The sequence below is a fragment of the Ilyomonas limi genome (assembly GCF_005233845.1).
GTDB lineage: Bacteria > Bacteroidota > Bacteroidia > Chitinophagales > Chitinophagaceae > Ilyomonas > Ilyomonas limi.
Map to the genome: position 1 here is coordinate 1 of NZ_SZQL01000032.1, position 20,640 is coordinate 20,640.

Annotated in this window: 9 protein-coding genes and 1 pseudogene; 5 read left to right on the forward strand and 5 right to left on the reverse strand. The window is 41.2% G+C overall.

Translation table 11 applies throughout. From position 1 onward, the window contains the following. Positions 1–183: 183 nt before the first annotated feature. Complete coding sequence (locus tag FC093_RS22305; protein ID WP_137264037.1) at positions 184–1,542, reverse strand: site-specific integrase; 1,359 nt, start codon at positions 1,540–1,542, stop codon at positions 184–186. 410 nt (positions 1,543–1,952) lie between these two features. Here FC093_RS22305 and FC093_RS22310 point away from each other — a divergent pair, with 410 nt between their 5' ends. The 3 genes and pseudogenes from FC093_RS22310 (at position 1,953) to FC093_RS22315 (ending at position 6,331) form a co-directional block, all read left to right on the forward strand. Further along, complete coding sequence (locus tag FC093_RS22310) at positions 1,953–2,231, forward strand: Arm DNA-binding domain-containing protein (RefSeq protein WP_137264038.1); 279 nt, start codon at positions 1,953–1,955, stop codon at positions 2,229–2,231. 18 nt (positions 2,232–2,249) lie between these two features. After that, positions 2,250–2,816, forward strand: a pseudogene (locus FC093_RS24785) (IS6 family transposase). A gap of 392 nt (positions 2,817–3,208) precedes the next feature. Then, positions 3,209–6,331, forward strand: a complete 3,123-nt coding sequence (locus FC093_RS22315) for a GH92 family glycosyl hydrolase (protein WP_137264039.1) — start codon at positions 3,209–3,211, stop codon at positions 6,329–6,331. A gap of 160 nt (positions 6,332–6,491) precedes the next feature. Here FC093_RS22315 and FC093_RS22320 read toward each other — a convergent pair whose 3' ends face one another. The 4 genes from FC093_RS22320 to FC093_RS22335 form a co-directional block, all read right to left on the reverse strand. Beyond that, entirely contained in the window at positions 6,492–9,869 is a 3,378-nt protein-coding gene (locus tag FC093_RS22320) for a VCBS repeat-containing protein (protein WP_240743414.1), read from the reverse strand. Positions 9,870–9,907: 38 nt separating this feature from the next. Continuing rightward, a complete protein-coding gene (locus tag FC093_RS22325; RefSeq protein WP_170971190.1) occupies positions 9,908–11,518 on the reverse strand; it encodes a RagB/SusD family nutrient uptake outer membrane protein in 1,611 nt (536 codons plus the stop codon). A 78-nt stretch (positions 11,519–11,596) separates the two neighbouring features. Continuing rightward, a complete protein-coding gene (locus FC093_RS22330) occupies positions 11,597–14,740 on the reverse strand; it encodes a SusC/RagA family TonB-linked outer membrane protein (RefSeq protein WP_137264041.1) in 3,144 nt (1,047 codons plus the stop codon). Positions 14,741–14,917: 177 nt separating this feature from the next. Further along, positions 14,918–15,814, reverse strand: coding sequence for an AraC family transcriptional regulator (locus FC093_RS22335; RefSeq protein WP_137264042.1), 897 nt, complete (start codon positions 15,812–15,814; stop codon positions 14,918–14,920). A 365-nt stretch (positions 15,815–16,179) separates the two neighbouring features. Between FC093_RS22335 and FC093_RS22340 the strand changes: the two genes are divergently transcribed. Both FC093_RS22340 and FC093_RS22345 read left to right on the forward strand, forming a co-directional pair. After that, complete coding sequence (locus FC093_RS22340) at positions 16,180–19,545, forward strand: tetratricopeptide repeat protein (RefSeq protein ID WP_240743415.1); 3,366 nt, start codon at positions 16,180–16,182, stop codon at positions 19,543–19,545. A 9-nt stretch (positions 19,546–19,554) separates the two neighbouring features. Next, positions 19,555–20,634 (forward strand): aldose epimerase family protein, encoded by a 1,080-nt coding sequence (locus FC093_RS22345; RefSeq protein WP_137264043.1) that lies wholly within the window; start codon positions 19,555–19,557, stop codon positions 20,632–20,634. Positions 20,635–20,640: the final 6 nt, after the last annotated feature.

Here is a 20,640-nt window from a genome sequence, read left to right on the forward strand (position 1 = left end):
GAAACTGCTCCAGGGCTTGCTTTTTAATTGACTCGTAGTCAAACTGATTTTCTTGCTTTTCCATTTTTTTCTGTGTTTTGAAGTTAAGTATTTAACTCCTGACACAGTTTATTTTACAGTCTCGTACGAAATACCTAAAGCAAACATTTAAGAAAATAAACGAACTGCAATGCTTTATTCCAGTTAATGGTTCAACAATCTTATAAAATTTTGAGGTTTGACATTATTGTTATTAGTACTTCGTTCATTCCATATTCTTTCAATTTGTAAAGCGGCCTGTTCTGCTGAAATCCTGATATAACGATAGAAGTCACTTTCTTTCTTATGTCCGCTGATTTTCATGATTAGCTTAACGGGAGTACTCGCAAGAAATTCATTAGTGCAAAATGATCTTCTGCATGTATGTGAAGTTATCCATTCATATCTTGGTTTTACCTCAACAACATCTTTGTTACCTCTTTTGTAAGAAAAGGTTATTAGTTCATCAATACCAGCCAGCTTTCCAACTTCTTTGATATAGTAATTGAAATCAGGATTAGTAATCCTGGGAATCTTTCTTTTGAAATTATGAACAAAAATGGTGTATGCTTCCTCCCTTAACGGAACTACGACCCAATGATCAGATTTCTCCTGCTTCTTGTACAATTTCTTATCTCTTACATCTTCAGAACGAATAACGGAAAAATCTGAAAATCGTAAGCCGGTTAAGCATCCAAACACCAATAAATCTCTGTATTTGATAAGATGCTGGTGATTAGAAAGGTCCAGTGTATATATGTGTTGAATCTCCAATTCCGTCAGGTATATGGCATCTGCCTCTTCTTCCAGAATTTTAAACCCGTCTAAGTCAATGGGGAGAATTACTTTTCTCTTTGAGCGGTTCTTTAGGAAAATACGTAATTGTTTAACTGTTTTGCCAATGGTATTGATCTTAAGACCTTTAGTTAATTCTTTTCTTCTTTTCTGCACATATTCATGGGTAAGAAAGTCTACCAGTTTTTCATAAAATTCCAGGTCAATACATTCAAAAGAGATTAGCTTTTTCCTGAACACTTCAAATGCCAGTAAATGTTCCTTCATCTGTCTGAATACTCCAACGGTTTCCTTGGATACCTTTCTTTCCTTGGATTTGATGTATTCATCAATCTGGTAAAAGAAATCAAGGTTTTGTACAGGCTTTAGCGTTTTATGCTTCTTTTCTATTTCTTCCAATTCAGATGCACTGAGATTGGGGCGGAATGTTTTTTTTGCAAATGAGACTGTGTCCTCAACCTTTAACTGTATAGCAAAATGGATGATGTCTTCTGCTAACCGGAACATCCGGTGCACTTCCAGGTTTAGCTTTTCAGCGCTGCCATAAGCTGCAGGTAAGTCATCATTTATCCTGCACAACTTCTTATTCCAATACTTTGGAGGAATAGCAATATCTGTATTCAATAGCGTTTTATCACTTTCGCATTTGCAATACTGCAGGAATATGAGGCTGGTACCGTCTTTGCGAACTTTACTTGCTGAACAAATCGGTTTGAGTGGTAACAACATATTTAGTCGAATTTTTAGTCGAATTAATTGTTGTTACTTTTTGTAAAGGTAGATGGATGAAAAATGCTGAGTTGTTACAAAAGATTAAAAGGCAGGCTTTTATCGTAAATGTTTGTAAACAGTTGTAAAGTTTAAACTCATAACGGCAGACCCGTCCGGTCCGCAACATTGCTATCAAATCGTATTAAAAGCTCACAAACTCATTGGTTGTGAGCTTTTTTTGTTTTCTACCCTTATCAAAAAGTATCAAAAGAACTCAATCGGAAAGTGCTCCATTCGGTTACCCGAAAATTATTAGCTCTTGGGTAACCGAATTGCGCTGAAATGCAGGCTGGGTAAGCAGTCCAGCAAATGGACATCTTGACCGGCATGTACTAACCATTTACTTTTAACCTCAAAGAAAGGAGGCAATGATGGACACGAAATTGAGTATTCTTTTTTACAGCAAAACATCAAAACAAACCAAAGACGGGCTTACCCCTATTTATTTGCGCATTACTATTAACGGAGAAAGATTTGAGCAAAGTACACAACGCTATGTGTCATTGAAAGCATGGTCTAAAGAAGGAGGGCGTGCAAAAGGCAATTCAGAAGAGGCAAGGACTATTAATTATTTCCTGGATAGTTTAAAACAAAAAGTGTACGATTATCAACAGAGGTTCTGTCGCGTCTGCTATAACTATTACTAAAGAGCTTAAGTTTGCCAAATATTCAAAGGTTATTGTTTCCCAAAAGATATAAATCTGCACGCAGTATATTATGAATTAAGGTTTAGCTTAAGTTATCGGGATGTGGAGGAACTATTATCTAGCAGGGGGAGTAACAGTTGACCATGCTGCCATACAAAGATGGGTGTATAAGTTTTCTCCCCTGATGGAAAAGATCTTTCAAAAAGAAAGAAGGCAATACGGTTGATTTCTTACTTACTCAAAGGAGAAATAAAAGAGCTGCTCCTCTGTTTTATTGAAAGCCATTAATAAAAATGGTAAACCATCAATATTGATAGGAGTGGAGCTAATAAGCAAGTCATAAAAACGTACAACAAAAGAATATGGTCCGGAATAAAGATGAGGGGATGTAAGTATCTCAATAACAGAGTAGAGCAATACCATTGGTTTGTCAAATGTTGAACCCAAAACATGTCTGGATTTAAAAGCATTGAATCTGCTTTACGAGCACTCGCAGGCATCGAAATAGTACGAATGATTAAGAAGGAACAGGTAACTGTTCCGATAACAACTGCTTACTCCACCTTTTGCTCTTTAGCTGCATAAATTACCTTTAATACCTCCATTTTTGTTTATCCCATATTTCTATATCGCCCGGAAAAATTTCATTACAGGGCTGGTAAAAAGGCACCGTCGCATCTGTTGATATGCTACTAAAAGATTGTATTGTGCTTACATTTATGCCACGAGAGAACAACAGGGCTGGTAGTTCGTCACCACACGAAAAGTCACTTATCCTTTCTTTATCATTCTTACTATCTTAATTCCTGTCTGCGTTCTGATTCAAAACTTTTAAAGCACAAATCACAAATCGCCAGAAATGATAAAATTATTATACATTATCAGCATGTAAACACAGGCAATAGTTCATTGTACACAGTGGTTTTTGCCGGATATGATTAACCTGTATCTTAGCCTATGCCTGAAAAACACGAACTATGAAAAATCTGCTGTTTACGTTGCTTTTATTTGTTATGGCCGGAAGTGTTGTGGCTCAGCATAAAGTTGCCTGGGAAATTGGTAGGGCAGACAACAGTTGTGCAGATATGGCTTTGGCACCATCGGGCTACCATCATTTTTTAGCTAATGATTTTGGGTGGGAAGACAAGTATTATTTAATTGGCTATTCAAACCCTAAAAAAGATTGGCCCTATGTGTTGCCGGGACCTAAAGACAGGTGGGCAGGCAGTGGATCACTGGCAGGAATCAGAACCCAGGTATTAAACATTCTGTTTGGGATAGCTCAGATTCCTGTAGATGATAGTAGTGTTTTTATAGTAGATATCTTGGGCTATAATGGCAGTTTGCCTCCTTTGGTAAAAATTCTGGTTAACGGAAAACCATTTGAGTTTCAATTGCCACAACAAGATAGTAATAATGTAATTGCAGGAGATTTGAAGAATGCCAAACGGTATAAAATAGAAATATCTGTAAAAGATTTACTGCGTAAAGGGGGTAATGAAATACAAATAACTACGCTAAAAGGCTCCTGGCTGGTATTCGACCAGGTGAAATTAGATGCTTCGCCGGATTTGAGACTTATCAAACCTGCAAACGCATTTTTGCGGGTCGTTAAAGCTGCTGATTATGAAATTGAAAAAGACGGTAAATATTTTCAACCTTTACTGGTTGATGTAGAACACCTTTCCGGCAAACCTAAGCTGGCGGTTATGTTAGATGGAAAGCCTGTATTTTCTACTGTTCTTGATTCTGCAAGGCACCAGTTTGAAGTGCCTATGCCGGCAGTAGTTACTGAACAAAGCAGCCATTACGAAATACTATGTAATGATGTTGCTCTTGAAAAAGGAACCGTAAATCGCGCTCACTATGATACGATTTCTCCTGCTGATTATGTAGATACCAGGTTGGGTTCAGCACACTCCAGGTGGATGATTGCTCCCGGACCGTGGATGCCGTTTAGTATGGTAAAAATAAGTCCCGACAATCAGGACGCAGAATGGTCGGGCGGCTACGACCCAAGCTATGAAAGCATTGGTACCTTTAGCCATATTCACGAATGGACAATGGCAGGCTTGGGAATGCTGCCCACCAGCGGACCTCTTAAAACAAACATGGGCAGTGAGCAAAAGCCGGATGAAGGATACCGCTCGCAGATGATTAAAGAAACAGAAGAAGCACCACTTGGTTATTATAAAGTGATGCTGAAAGACTATAATATCAAAGCAGAACTTACAGCAACTACCCGGTGCAGTTTTCAGCGTTATACTTTTCCGCAATCTTCCGGCGCAAGGGTAATGATAGACTTAAAAATACCTGCTGAGTATAAGTATGATGTAAAAGAAGCAACCATAAAAAAGGTAAGTGATTACCGCATTGAAGGCTTTAGTAAACAGTTCTCAGCCAATGTGTGGTCTGGCGGAGTAAACCAGGAATACACCGTTCATTTTGTAATAGAATTTGATCGCCCTATTAAGAAGTTCGGCACCTGGGTTAATCAAAATGTAAGCGATAGTAATATAATTAATGTTGCAAATCCCGATAATGCAGGCGCCTTTGCAGAATTTGATACAAAGGAAAACGGGGTTGTTCAGGTAAAAACAGGTATATCGTTGGTAAGTATAGAAAATGCTGGTGAAAATCTGGCAACAGAGATAACGCAGCCTTATGGCTGGAGTTTCGACCAGGTGCGCAATGCACAAAAAGACACCTGGAATAAATTGCTAAGCCGTTTGGAAATCAGCAGTGATGACCGGCGCGAAAAAGTGCGCTTTTACAGCAATATGTATAGGGCATTGGCAAGCCGTAATACCTGGAGCGATGTGGATGGCAGTTGGGTAGATGCTTCTAAAAGAGTACAGCAGTTGAAAGATGCAAGCTCGCCTGCATTAGGCTGCGATGCTTTTTGGAATACCTTCTGGAACCTGAACCAGTTTTGGAATCTGGCTGCGCCGGAATGGTCATCTCATTGGGTAAAATCGCAACTGGCTATGTATGATGCTAATGGCTGGCTGGCCAAAGGTCCTGCAGGAATGAATTATATACCTGTAATGGTTGCAGAGCACGAAATCCCTTTAATTGTTAGTGCTTACCAGATGGGTATTCGCGATTATGATGTGCAAAAAGCTTTTGAAGCTATTTATAAAATGCAAACCACACCGGCACAAAAAGTAGGTAAGGCTGGATTTGCCGGAAACAGGGATTTAGATGTGTATTTAAAATACAAATATGTGCCTTTTGATTCCGGAAGATTTTCCAATACGCTGGAGTATGCGTATGACGACTGGACGGTGGCGCAGCTTGCTAAATCGCTGGATAAACAAACAGTGTATGATCAATTTATAAGCAGGTCGCAATACTGGAAGAATGCTATTGATAAAGAATCAGGGTATGCCCGCTTAAGAAAATCAGACGGAACCTGGTATCCAAACTTTGATCCGCTTAAATCCGGAGCAAATGAAGAATATGTAGAAGGCAATGCCTGGCAGTTGACCTATTTTGTACCGCAGGATTTGCCGGGGCTGATTGATATGATTGGAGAAAAAAGATTTGTTGACCGGTTATCCCTGGGATTTGAAGAAAGTGAAAAAGTACGGTTTAATCCACCTGGAGAGCAATATTGGGACTATCCGGTAGCTCAGGGCAATCAGCAGTCCATGCATTTTGCTTACCTTTTCAATTGGGCTAAAAAGCCCTGGCTTACCCAGCAGTGGAGTCGCGCTGTTATAAGCCGGTACTATGGGTATGGCATTTCAAATGCTTATCTTGGCGATGAAGATCAGGGGCAAATGAGCTCCTGGTTTATTATGTCTGCATTAGGGCTTTTTCAAACAGATGGTGGGGCAAACGCTACTCCTGTTTACGAGATTGGAAGCCCTATTTTCCCAAAAGTGGTTATTCATTTAAACCATCAATACGGCAGGGGAGATCAGTTCGTTATTGAAGCCCTTAATGTTTCAAGAACAAACAAATATATTCAGCATGCTACATTAAACGGCAAAGCGCTTGAGTCGTTTTGGTTTCCGGCAGCAGAGTTGCTCAAAGGAGGTAAATTAACCCTGGAGATGGGGGCTGAACCTAATAAAAACTGGGGCATAAAATAGTGCGTAATGTTGTGTGCCGTATTACACATATTATAACTCATAAACGAGTATTAATTAACTTCCTGAGTTAATGATGGAATAGAGGAAGATTATAATCAAGAAGATTTTAAAGACTTGGCAGCAGATGCAATAAAGTAATAAATTTTACTTACTTGAATTCCTAACGTCTGCGAAACAATTTTATATTCCCTTCCGTCCTGAAGAATAAGGAGTCACCCATCCGGAGAACAGCATGCACATCGCCAGTCAGATTAAACCCGGAGTTCAACTGATCAATGTATGTAAATCGTCCTTTGCCATCCCCTTTTAACAACACTCCATAATTTGCATCGTAATTGCCAAAGCGCAAGCGTGCATGATTGATATTGCCGCAAAGCAACAGGTCTTGATTTCCGTCTTTATCGTAGTCAAAAGAGTTGATGGAGAAAACCGGCGAGAACTGTGCCTGCACAGGGAGTTTTTGTAAATGAAATCTCCCATCGCTGCCTCTTTCAAAGAACGAAGTTGTAAGAATATTTGCAGTAAGATGACCAGCACCCTTTAATTGTTCCGGTGAGAAGACAGTTTGCAGTGTGGCATCTGCATAATCCTGATAGCGGTTGAATTTTTTCGACATGCCGTTTATTTGACCTGCCAATTCATCTTTTGATAAAAAGGGGTAACTTTTTCCTTGTATATAAAAACAAAGAATAGGTTCAACCGTGCCGTTTTCATCAAAGTCTTTAAAGTATAAATCAGCAGGCTCTTTATCACTTACTTTGCATTGGGTGTTCAATCCAAGATTGCCGATAATTAAATCCTGCTTTCCATCTTTATTAAGATCTGATATGGATAATTTATTCCACCAACCGCTGTACGCTTTATCAAAATAATCGTGCGTTTTGTTTTGAAGTTTGCCATTCTCATTAATAAAAACGGTAACCGGCATCCACTCGCCTACAATTATTAAATCGCTTCTGCTGTCACCATTCAAATCAGTCCAGGCTGCATCGGTTACCATACCGATATGCTGGATAGAAGGCGCGACAGACGCAGTTGCATCCCTAAAGTGACCTTTGCCATCATTAATAAGTAAATAGCTCTGTGGTGAAACCGGATATTCACCCGGAATTACTCTTCCACCAACGAATAAATCCGGGAAATGGTCGCCGTTGATATCCGTAGCGCGCACACAGCTTTTGCTAACATGCATCGCGGGCAGCGCTTTATCATCTTTGATAAAATTGCCCTTCCCGTCATTGAGGTATAATCTATCCTGCAGTAAACTATCGTCCGGCCCGTAATTATCGTACCCTCCACTTACAACATACAAATCGTTGAAGCCATCACCATTTGCATCAAAAAATAATCCATCAACATCTTCACCCGCTTTATCCCTTTCAAATGCAGTTTCACTTTTTTGAACAAATGAGCCGTCCGATTGTTGAAGATATAAGCTGCCCGACTTTCCGTTTCCGCCACCAATGTAAATATCCTCCCGTTTATCTCCATTTACATCTCCCTTTACAAGGCAAAGCCCTGCATAAGAAAGCGGATTTATTAATAGAGGTTGCCTGTTGAAATCATTTATTTTTTTGAGGCTATCTTTAAACGAAATCGGAAATTGCACTTCTTGAAACAAAGGTTGAGGAGCGACTGTTTTTAAGTAAGGTAGGTTTGCATCTTTTTCATTTACGGTAATGGTTTTATTTGCCTTTACATTTTTTACAACCTGTACCCGCCCGCTTAACCAGACTATTTTTAATGAGTCAACAACGCTGTCTTTACCAAGCCCGAAGTGCATTACAGGCGATACGGAAGACTGAAACCCTCTTGCCGTCATTTGCTCCTGGTACTGTTGTTTTCCATTATTATATACATATATTTTCGCACCCAACCCCTGTGTATTGCTGCCACTTCCCTGTAATTTAATTTCTAAAAAATGATTGACAGCCGTGTTTGATTCGTTGCGGTAAATAAAGGCAGGTTTATTAATATTATTGACCACCAGGTCAAGGTCGCCATCATTATCCAGGTCAGCATAAGCAGCGCCATTGCTGTTTGAAAAGCTATCAATTCCCCAGTTATTGTTCATGTTGCTGAATGAAAGATTTTGCTCGTTTTTAAACAGGTAATTTTTCACATCGGAGGATGGCATATGCTGTACCATCTCTAACAATTGTTCCCGGCGAATACCGTTTGATGAGCTTTGCAGTTGATTGCCCATGTACATAAGAAAGTCCATGTTTGTATAATCGCGCAAATAGCCATTTGTCACAAAAAGGTCCTTCCACCCGTCATTATCATAATCTGCAAATAAGGGCGACCAACTCCAGTCTGTATTTGATATGCCTGCGAGCTGACCAATTTCACTAAACGTTCCGTTACCGTTGTTTAGCTGCAGCATATTGCGCATATACTGGTTGTGAAAGCCGGCACGCACCGTCATGTCGAATACCTCATAATTATCAGGTGCAAACAACATTTTCTGGCGATGATTATCTTCAGGCAGCATATCCAGCGTGAAAATATCAGGCAGGCAATCGTTGTTGATGTCTGCAATATTATTACCCATGGAAAACTGCGAAGTATGCGCAATAGCGTTGTTTAATTTATCTGTAAAAGTGCCGTTGCCATTATTGATGTACAGGTAATCCGGTACGAGATAGTCGTTGGAGATATAAACATCCGGCCAGCCATCGTTATTTACATCGGCGATACCCGCTGCAAGGTTATAGCTTAAAACACTGTTGACGATACCAGAGCTTTGTGTTACATCTGTGAAATGATTATGATTATTTTTGAACAGCCTTGTTCCTCTCTCATTATCGTGCCGGCTGATCAGTTCATGTATCGTGGCATCGGTAAGATTACTAAACCGCGTAGGATTGTGGTTGATGAATAATACATCCAGGTCGCCATCCCGGTCGTAATCAAAAAAATAAGCCTGGTTGCTATACATGGAATCATTCAATCCATATTGTATCGTTTCGTCCCTAAAATGAGGGATACCTTTGCTATCATTTCCCTCATTGATAAACAATTGTGGGACCCTTTTTTGCCCGTTTATTTTTCCTGAATAGCACAGCAGCAGATCCACTTTATTATCGCCGTTTACGTCTGCCATTGTTACGCCCGTCTTCCATGGTCCGGGTCTTCCCTGCACGCCTGCTGCCCCCGTTATTTCCTCAAACTGCATATTACCTTTGTTCAGGTACAAGGCATTGTCAACCATGTTGGCGCTGAAATAAATATCCTGCAATCCATCGCCATTTACATCACCAATAGCTACCCCGCCGCCATTGTAGAAGTATTCATACATCAGCACATTGGTATTCAAACCTTCAGTAAGCGTATTGGAAAAACTGACATTCGTTTGAGAAGGAGAAAGCAGAGTGAAGAGCGGTTGCTGTGAAAGTGTTTTATTTTTATCCTGACAGCCAAACTGTGCTGCCAAAGCTATAAAAGTAAGCAGTAAATAGGTGCTGCTAATTTTGTTCTCCCGAAGTTTCATCGAATACAACATACTTAAAAAAGTAATTCCTTGTTTATTCAACAAAGAATTACTTTTTATAATTATACAAAAAACAAAGGCAATTAGTATCCCGGGTTTTGGTGCCCCTTCAGTTGTGGATTCTTATCAATCACGGATTGAGGTATCGGGAATAAATAATTTTTTTCCGCATAAAACTTCCGGTCTCCGCCTTTTGCTTCAACAGGTGCATATTGCAATACGCCGTTGGCACCCACGGTAATGGAAATGCCATGCAATGGATGGTTCAGATTTACCTCTGCTATGTGCCAGCGAAGAAGGTCCCAAAAGCGCTTGTCTTCAAATGCAAATTCAATACGCCGTTCCCTGCGAATAGCAGTGCGCATGTCTGCCTGGCTCAACCCCTCGGGCAGATTAGGTAATGCAGAGCGGTTCCTGATTTTATTCACTGCACTATATACGGTAGCATCGGGTCCGGATGCTTCATTCTGGGCCTCTGCATAGTTCAACAGCACGTCTGCAAACCGGTAAATGATATAATTCTGATAGCTTGTATAGCCACCCCAGTTAGCAGCGCCGAGCACGAGCGTTTTATCATCAAGCCTTTTGCGCATGTAGTAGCCGGTTTGGCTGGCATCATCCCGGTCGGTAAGGTCAATCTCATTTTTACTGCCGATACCTTTTCTTGTAAAAATAGTATCGTTATAAAAATAAGAGCCGTCGTAAACAATAGACTGATAGAAGCGTTGCTCACGGTGTTCATACGGTTTTTGTGGGTTGTAGCCAGATGTAGGATCGCTAATAACTTTACCATTGTCCATGGCGTAATCATCCACCAGTTCCTGTGTGGGATTTACGCCGCCCCAGCTTGTTTCCGCCCCGTTTTTTGTAAATGTGGGCCCGATAGTGCCATCTAAAAAAGCGCCCTTGCCCTGCCCCGGTGGATTGTATTCGCGGTATAGAATGGCTTCTTTACTGCCGGCACCTTTGGTTAAAAACAAGGCAGCATAATCGGCATCTAACTCATACGGCAGTTCATCCATTATTTTTTTATTAGTGGCAGCCGCTTCGGCGTATTTACCGGCGTATAGCTCACACCAACCTTTAATAACTAACGCAGCGCCTTTGCCCACTCTTCCCGAAGAAGGCATATCCGGCAAATCATTGTAAGCTGCAAGGCATTCTGTTTGTATAAACTGCAGCGTTTCATCGTAGGTGTTCCTGGGTCTGAACACGCTATCGCCTTGAACATCTATATTCAGCACTTCAGTGATAATAGGTACGCCACCAAACATCATAAAGAGATTTTGATAGAAATAGGCTCTCAGCGTTCTGGCTTCTGCTATTTTTTCTTTTTTAAAATCATCCGCCAGTGATGCGGAAGCAGTTACATTCTTGATAAACACATTGCATTTCCTGATATCGGTGTACAATGTTGTCCAGTCATACGGACCGCCAATATCCCCGGAAACATTTGCGTTAGACGGCGATTGAAGGCTTTGCTGAATCAGTCCTCTGGAGGTAGGCCAGGCAAATCCGCAAATCGAGTTATCCGACCAGTTCTCAATAGGATCGTACCAGTTATTACCATCTGGCAAACCAGTGTAAATGTCATTCAGGAAAAGGTCGGCAGCGCCGGGGTCCGTCCACACAGTGGCATCGGTCAACCGGTCTCTCGGCTGAACATCCAGTACTTTATCACTGCACGATTGCATAACGAAGATGACAGTTATTGCAATAAAATATATCGGTTGTTTTAAAAATTTATGAAGCATGACAAACATTCTTTTGGTTTAAAAAGTAACATTAAGACCTACAGTAACCACTTTCTGCTGCGGATAGAACTGACCCTGCTGCTGACTTGCTTCCGGATCAAAATCTTTCATCTCTTTTGTCCAGGTTACGAGATTCTGTCCCGATGCATATACCCGTATCAGTTGCAATCCAATTCTCGAAACAACAGTAGCAGGCAGTGCATAGCCAATTTCCACCGTTTTCAGGCGCAGGTAATTGCTTTTTCTCAGCCACCAGTCCGAAACCTGCTGGGTATTTTGACTAGGTACTGATAATACACGTGGGTATCTGGCATCTGTATTTTCTGGCGTCCAGTAGTCTAAAGATGCTGCCAGGGCAGAGGCGCTATTGTAGAATGGCCAAGCTGCTTGTTGATCTAAATAAAAGCTGCCCATTCCTGCTCCCTGGAACAGAACATTTACATCAATGCCTTTGTAAGAGATGCTTGGCGAAAACCCATAAATCAATTGCGGTGTTGGTGTATTGCCAATGGCTATCTCGTCGTTGGCATCAATGATTCCATCGGGCTTGCCTTCCGGTCCGCTCAGGTCGGCATACTTGATGTCGCCGGGATGCAAGGTGGTGCCAAATTGCGCAACAGGATATTCGGTGTTGTCAATCGTGCCATCACCGTTTTTATCATCGCTCTGCTGAAACAATCCTAATGCATGATAGCCAAAATACGTGTTGATCGGGCGACCAGTAACTCTCCGGTTCGGATTGTTATACGTGGCGGCCAGTTCGTATATCTGAACGTATTTGTTTTTCGCATAAGTAAGATTTCCGGTGATGCCGATACGAAGGTCTTTACCGATATTGAAATTGGAGCCAACCGTCATATCTATACCGCGGTTGCTGACGGCTGCCGAATTTGTTTGAGGCAAACTAATGCCATACTCTGCCGGCACCGAGTTTTGATTAACGATGAGTATATCATTTCTTTTCTCTGTGAAGTAATCGGCTTCCAGGGTAAACAATCCTTTCATCATAGAAAACTCAACACCAATATTTGTTTTCTTGGCTTTTTCCCAGGTAATATTCAGGTTAGCCGGAGAAGTTTCCCGCAAGCCCTGCGAGCCGGTTCCGTTAAAGATGGCACTGTTACCCAGCAACGAGTATGCACTCAGGTATTGGAACGGTGCCAGCGCTCCGTTGAGGTAAGGTAAAGCCCCACTTTCGCCATAAGAACCGCGGATTTTCAGGTTATCAAGCCATGAAATATTCTGCATAAATTTCTCTTGCGAAATACGCCAGCCGGCGGAGAAGGCAGGGAATAATTGGTAACGTTTACCGGGTGCAAATAGATAGTTTCCATCATAGCGACCCGACGCTTCAAACAGGTACTTGCCATCGTAAGCATACGTTGCCCTGAAGATCATACCTCGTTGCTTGTATTCACTGGAGGAGCCATAGTTAAAGATGTCGCTGGCGCTGGAACTGCCGTTGTTCAGCTCCGGAATATTTACGTTATAATTTACGCGCCTGGCGCCAAAGTTCGAATATTTTATATCGCGCGATTCCAGCACCAGCAGTCCGCCTATATTGCTTTTGCCAAACGTGTTGTTATAGTTTAAATATCCTTGCAAGGTGAAAGCCTGAACCTGACTGTTATAAACTTCGTAGGAAGGCTTCTGCGGTCCGTCAGACCCGATTTGCGAAATGGTATATGGGCTTGTGGTTGTATCAGTAACATCGTAATAAGGTATTGGTGTCAGCCATGTTTTGGTTGTTTGACCATCCGGGTCATTTAAATCATAACTGAACACCGCTCTTGCACTCAAGCCTTTGATGGGTAATTGTTGCTCAAGACTCAACTGCGTTAAAACAATCTGTCTTGTATCGTGTGCATAACCGCTATTAAATACATTGCCATACGCCGTACGACCGATATAAGAACCCCAGAGTCCGTTGCTGAACAATATCGGTGCAACAGGTGGCGTACGATACAACTGGTAAAAGATATTGCTTGCCGATACGCCGGGGAAATTCCGGTCTTCTGCTCTTCCGTTAAGCCCGATGCCGAACTTAGTGGTGTTGGTTACCTGTATATCTACGTTGGAGGTCAGGTTGAAGCGTTTAAAGTTGGTAGGTCCCCACATGCCGTCCTGCGTTAAGTAGCCAAACGCACCAAAGTATTTTATTTTATCGCTGCCGCCGGAAACGGAAAGGTTGTGCGACATCATCGGGGCATTCTTATTGATGATGGTGTGCAACGGGTCATTTGTAGGATACAAGTCGGGGTCGGAACCATCTCTAAATTTTTGCAAAGCATAATCGCCATATACTGCGCCGGCGTTCTCGTTTGCCGCCGCTGCATTGCGCATAACTGCATATTCATACGAATTGACCATGTGCGGCAATTGTGTTGGATTCTGCCAGCCATAATAACCATTATAAGTAAGTTGTGGTTTACCGCTTGTACCACGTTTGGTAGTTACCAATATTACACCGTTTGCGCCTGCAACACCATAAGGAGCTACGGCTGCTGCATCTTTGAGTATCGTAAAACTGGCAACACTGTTGGGATCTAATTGTTGAAAGCTTCTGGGTACACCATCCACAATAACTAAAGGAGCTGTATTACCGGTTGTGCTGAAGCCACGTATCAGGATGCTAGCGCCATCATACCCCGGTTCGCCACTGCCTTGCTTAAAAATCACTCCGGATACGCGGCCACCTAAAGCGTTGCTGAGATTAGCTACCGGCACTTTGGTAACTTCTTCTCCTTTCAGGCTGGCTACAGCCGCGGTTACCGAAGTTCTCCGTTGTGTGCCGTAGCCTATTACCACCACGTCATTCAAAGTATTGTTTTCGCTGAATAATTGTACCGTTATTTCGCCACTTTGCGGTATCGTAGTTTCTTTCGTTTTATAACCCACGTGCATGATAACCAATACAGCATTTCTGTCCGGCACTCTGATGGAGAATTTACCGGAACTATCGGCAGCCACGCCCGTATTTGTATTTTTTACTTGTATGCTGGCGCCCGACACCGGAACGTTATTTTCGTCTACCACAACGCCGGTTACCTGCATTGCAGATTGCGAAAAGGCGCTGAGATAAAAGCAGCTAAAAAGAAAAAGCAATATATGCTTTGGTGAAAGAAATAGATTTCTTTTGAAACGATGATATTCCATTGGCATAAGCAAAAGATTTGTTATTCCAAAATAACAATCAAGTACAAGCCCTTTAAATGGATATTTTATTTAAAAAGATGGATTATTTTTTGGTTGCTATGCTGCTATGATTCAATAATAATAACATACAGGTAGTTATAATTTTCAGCGCCTTTTTAAAGTAGTTGAACGATTTTTCACGCATTAGGAGCTTTTATTTCTATTCCTGTATTCTTTTGGTGACGCATTCATAAGCTTAGCAAACATTCTTGAAAAATAATACTGGTCTTCTATACCTAAACTGAATGAAATTTCTTTAATGCTCATGTTTGTAAAAAGAAGGTATTGGCAAGCCTGCTGAACCTTGAGATGATTGAAATAATCTATCGGAGAATACCCAGTTTCTCTTTTAAAAACAGTTGAAAAATGTGATACTGAAAGACTGCTTTTATCAGCCAGGTCTTGCAGGGAAAGGACTCCGTTCAGATTTTGCTTCATAAATGTAATAGAAGTAGAAACAACGCTCAACTTATTGGTTTCTTCACCATTAAATTTTTCTTCGTAAAGCAATGACGACAGAAAATGATAGAAGATCATATTTACATATCGCAAAGTATCGTCGCTGTAACCTTTATCCAGTTGAGAATAAATGTCTTCAAAAAGTTTAATTCTGTTTTCGTTATAAGCCAGGTAGGGCTTATAATCTTTTGAGTGTTTTATAATAAGGTCAACCACATAGTTGGCAAGATTACCATTAAAGTGAACCCAGTAAATAGTCCATGCCACGCCTTTGTCGGCCGCATAAATATGAGGCTGATTAGCCGGAATAATTATATACTGCGATGGTTCAATGGAAATTTGCCTGCCGTTTATCTCCACCCATCCGTATCCCTCCACGCAATAAATAAGTATGTTTTGATTAATTCCATGTTTTCGCTCCACATAATGATGAATGGCTTTAGGATAGTAGCCGATATCCGTAATGTAGATACTTCTCGTCAAATGGTCTTTGGCAAGAAAATCAGAGATAATTTTTCTGGGCAGCACTATCATCCGCTGTCCCTTGAAGCCATGTTTAATTCGCTCCTCTGTAACTTTCATAAGCTATATAGCAGAATAACAACCGTTAAATAATCCATTACTACAATAAAATTCACTATTTTTTTGCCATACGGCAAATTCGAATTTTGACCGCATTCCCAATAAATTGGGTTAGCACAAGCTGAAAATACTAAAATGATTGCCACGCCAGCTACAGCAAAACAATACTACTTTCCATGCAAGGCAAATCTTCTGTTTATAGTTGTTACTTGCAGGACATGTTGTAGCATTGCTGTTGCTGCATTTGCCTCAAAAAAACTTATATGGAAACAATAGGCAATATTTCGGTATCAGACGTTGTAAAGTTCATTAAACGGTATAGAAAGAGGTGAAGGAATAGCTAATCAAAAACGAATCAACGCATTATGATGGATGTAAAAGCATGGGTAGAAAAAATTTCTATTCCCACTTACGAAACCGGCAAGCCGGAAAAAAATCCGATGTTTCTGGAAAAGCGTGTTTACCAGGGAAGCAGTGGTGTAGTGTATCCACATCCTGTAATTGAAAGCATAAGCAATGAGAAAACAACGAAAGAATATGAAGCCGTTTTTATAGAAAATGAATATCTGAAAATCATGGTGCTGCCGGAACTGGGTGGCCGGATTCAGCGGGCTTATGACAAAATAAAAAACCGCGACTTTGTCTATTACAACCAGGTTGTAAAGCCGGCATTGGTGGGATTGGCTGGTCCGTGGATTTCCGGTGGCATTGAGTTTAATTGGCCGCAACATCATCGCCCGAGCACCTTCAGCCCTGTTGATTTTTCAATAGAAGCATTTGAAGACGGGAGCAAAACGGTATGGGTAAGCGAAACGGAAGTGATGTTCCGCACAAAAGGAATGGCAGGTTTTACTTTGTATAAAGACAAAGCTTATTTAGAAATAAAGGGACAATTATTTAATGGTACTTCCTTTCCGCAAACGTTTTTGTGGTGGGCCAATCCGGCGGTAAAAGTGAATGATGAATACCAGTCGGTTTTTCCACCCGATGTGTATGCCGTATTTGATCACGGCAAACGCGACGTGAGCGATTTCCCGATTGCAACCGGCACGTATTATAAAGTGAACTATGCACCGGGTACTGATATTTCGAAATACAAAAACATTCCGGTGCCAACGTCTTACATGGCCATTCAATCGCAATATGATTTTATGGGTTGTTATGAGAATGATACGCAGGCCGGGATGTTGCATGTTGCCGATCATCACTTTTCACCTGGCAAAAAGCAATGGACCTGGGGCAACGGTGATTTTGGCTATGCATGGGATAAACAACTAACTGATGAAGATGGTCCTTATATAGAATTAATGACCGGTGTGTTTACCGATAACCAGCCGGATTTTTCGTGGATACAGCCGAATGAAATCAAAACATTCACGCAGTATTTTATGCCGTATGCAGGCATCGGTTATGTAAAAAATGCAACCAAAGAAGCAGCGATTAATATAGAGTGGAGTGGTAACAGCTTAGCGATAAAAGTATATGCCACTGCTGTGTACGACAATGCCTCAATTAGTGTGTGGAACGGCGATAAAGAAGTAAAACGATTTACAACGAATCTCTCGCCTGCTAACGTGTTTGAAGAAACACTGACTGTCTCTGAAAAAGGTGAAGAATCAAATTGGAAAGTTAGTGTGCTGGATAATGGGGAACATGAACTGGTTTCCTATCAGCCATTGCCGCTGAATAAAGAAATTCCTTCCCCTGCTGTTGCCGCAAAATTACCTTCGGAAATAGAACAGGTTGAGGATTTGTTTTTAAATGGATTGCACTTAGAGCAATATCGACACGCCACTTTCAATCCATTGGATTATTATGAGGAAGGCTTGCGAAGAAGCCCCGGCGATGTGCGCTGCAACAATGCAAAAGGCCTATTATTATTGCGCCGCGGCCAGTTTAGGAAAGCAGAACCTTTTTTCAGAACTGCCATTGCTACGCTTACCAAACGCAATCCAAACCCCTATGATGGCGAGCCTTATTATAACCTGGGTTTAAGCCTTGTAATGCAGGAGAAATGCAGCGAAGCGTATGATGCATTTTATAAATCAACATGGAACGACGCCTGGCAATCTGCGGCGTTCCTGTGGCTCGCAAGAATAGCTGCGCGTCAGGGCAGAACGAACGATGCTCTACAGCTTGCAGATAAATCATTGATAAGAAATTATCACAGCAATACGATAAGACATCTTAAAGCAGCTTTGCTACGACAGAAACATTTGTATAGTGAATGCATTGCCTTGTGCGATGAAAGCATTAAAATTGATGCCTTCAACTTTGGCTGCCTGTATGAAAAGTATTTAGTCAAAAATGTATTACATCAGAATACTTCAGGTGCCGCTCTGGACGAGTTGTTTAATTTGATGCGTTATGCAGAAAATAATTTCCTTGAGCTGGCTTTACAATACGCGCAGGCTGGTTTGTATAAAGATGCCATTACATTATTTTCTGCCTATATTGCTTATCTGGACGAACGTAAAAAATCGGATGCAGCCACAGCACTTGTCTATTATTACCTGGGATGGCTGCAGGAAAAGGCTGGCGATAGTGATAAAGCTATGGACTATTTCCGGAAAGCTGCCGCAGATACCACCTCCATTGTTTTTCCAAATAAAATTGAAGAAATATTCATTCTGCAATCAGCCATTGCCATGAATCCATCTGATGCAAAAGCGGGTTATCATTTGGGGAATCTATGGTATGATAAACGCCAGTATGATGAAGCAATAGCTTGCTGGGAGAAATCAATTGAAGTTGAACCAACATTTGCTACACCTTACCGCAATCTTGCGATTGCTTATTATAACAAAAGAAACGATAAACAAAAAGCTTTAAAATATTTAGAGAAAGCATTTGCACTGTACGATACTGATGCAAGGGTGTTGATGGAGCTTGACCAGTTATACAAGTTAATGAACAAGCCCTTTGCAGAAAGACTGCAGTTGCTGCAGCAATATGCGCCGCTTGTTGAGCAAAGAGATGACTTGTACATTGAAAGGATTACGCTGTACAACAACCTTAAGGATTACGACACTGCAAAGAAGTTATTAGCATTACGGCATTTTCATCCCTGGGAAGGCGGCGAAGGAAAAGTAACAAGTCAATACCTCCTATGCCACACAGAACTCGCTAAGCAGGCTATACGGGATCAACAGTTTGACAAAGCCTTGTCGTTGCTGAAGGAAGCAAGATATTACCCTGATAATCTGGGTGAAGGAAAACTGTATGGCGCACAGGAAAATGATCTGGATTATTTGACAGCCTGCGCTTACGAAGGATTGGGCATACATGAAAAGGCAAATGAATTTTTCAAGCTGGCAACAATAGGAATCAGCGAGCCGGTACAGGCAATTTACTATAACGATCCTCAGCCTGACAAGATATTCTATCAGGCGTTAGCCTGGATAAAACTGGACGAACCAGCAAAAGCCGGGGCAATATTTAATAAGCTGATAAGCTTTGGTGAAAGGCACATGAATGATGAAATACAAATTGATTATTTTGCTGTTTCGTTGCCCGATATGCTTGTCTTTGATATTGACCTAAATCAGCGTAATAAACAACACTGCAATTATCTGATTGGCTTGGGAAATATCGGTTTAGGAAACTATACAGAAGGAGAGACATACCTAAACCTGGTTTTGAACAATGACATCAATCACCAGGGTGCAGCAACCTATCTGCGCATGATTCATTTTATTCAGCAGACAAATCACGTCAATCATCACGCATAAATTTTTACTTTGAATACAACGGCAAAAAAAGTAACAGTTAGCCAACAATATTACGGGTTGATTGATAACAATGAGGTGTACGCGTTCATATTAAAAAACAGTATGGTTGAAATTGGTATTACCAACCTGGGTTGCATCATTTTATCTGTAAATACACCCGATAAAAATGGTGATACAAAAAACATCGTAGCTGGATTTAAAACCATCCCGGAATACAAAAACAATAAAGATTTTTTCGGCTGTGTAGTAGGAAGATATGCAAACCGAATTTCAAATGGTTGTTTCAAAATCGGTGAAAAAACATACCAGCTCCAGCTAAATGATGGTAATAACAACCTGCATGGCGGCACTGTTGGATTTGACAAAAAAGTGTGGAATCTGCAACGGATAATTAGCAATGAAAATGAAGCTGGTGTTGAGCTTTCGTACCTCAGTAAAGATGGAGAAGAGGGATTTCCCGGCAACCTTGAAGTGTCAGTTACCTATTTGCTGAATCACAGAAATGAACTTACCATTCATTATAAAGCGACAACAGACAAAGCCACGCCGGTAAGCCTCACCAATCATTCTTATTTTAATTTAACGGGCTTTGAAAACAATTCGGTACTGAATCATTCTTTGACAATATACAGCAACGAGTACACGGAAAAAAATGAGCATAATCAACCAACCGGAAAATTTATAAACGTTGCTAACACGGTTTTTGATTTTCGTTCGGCAAAAAGGCTAGGGACAGCTATCAACGATGCCGTGTTGAAAAATGACCGGGGATATGACCACAATTTTGTTTTAAAACATCATCATTCGGAGGAGCTTGTACATGCTGCCACCTTATCGGATAACGAAACCGGAAGAAAGATGGATGTTTATACAACAGCACCGGGCATCCAGGTTTATACCGCTAATTTCTGGGATGGTTCTGTCAACGGCTCACAGAATGTAATTTATAAAAAACACAGCGCCATAGCGTTGGAAACGCAATTGTTTCCCGACAGCCCGAATCATGCTCATTTTCCAACTGCCATTTTACATCCCGGAGAAGAATACAATTCCACAACGATCTATACTTTCGGATTCACTCATTCATAAAACTTT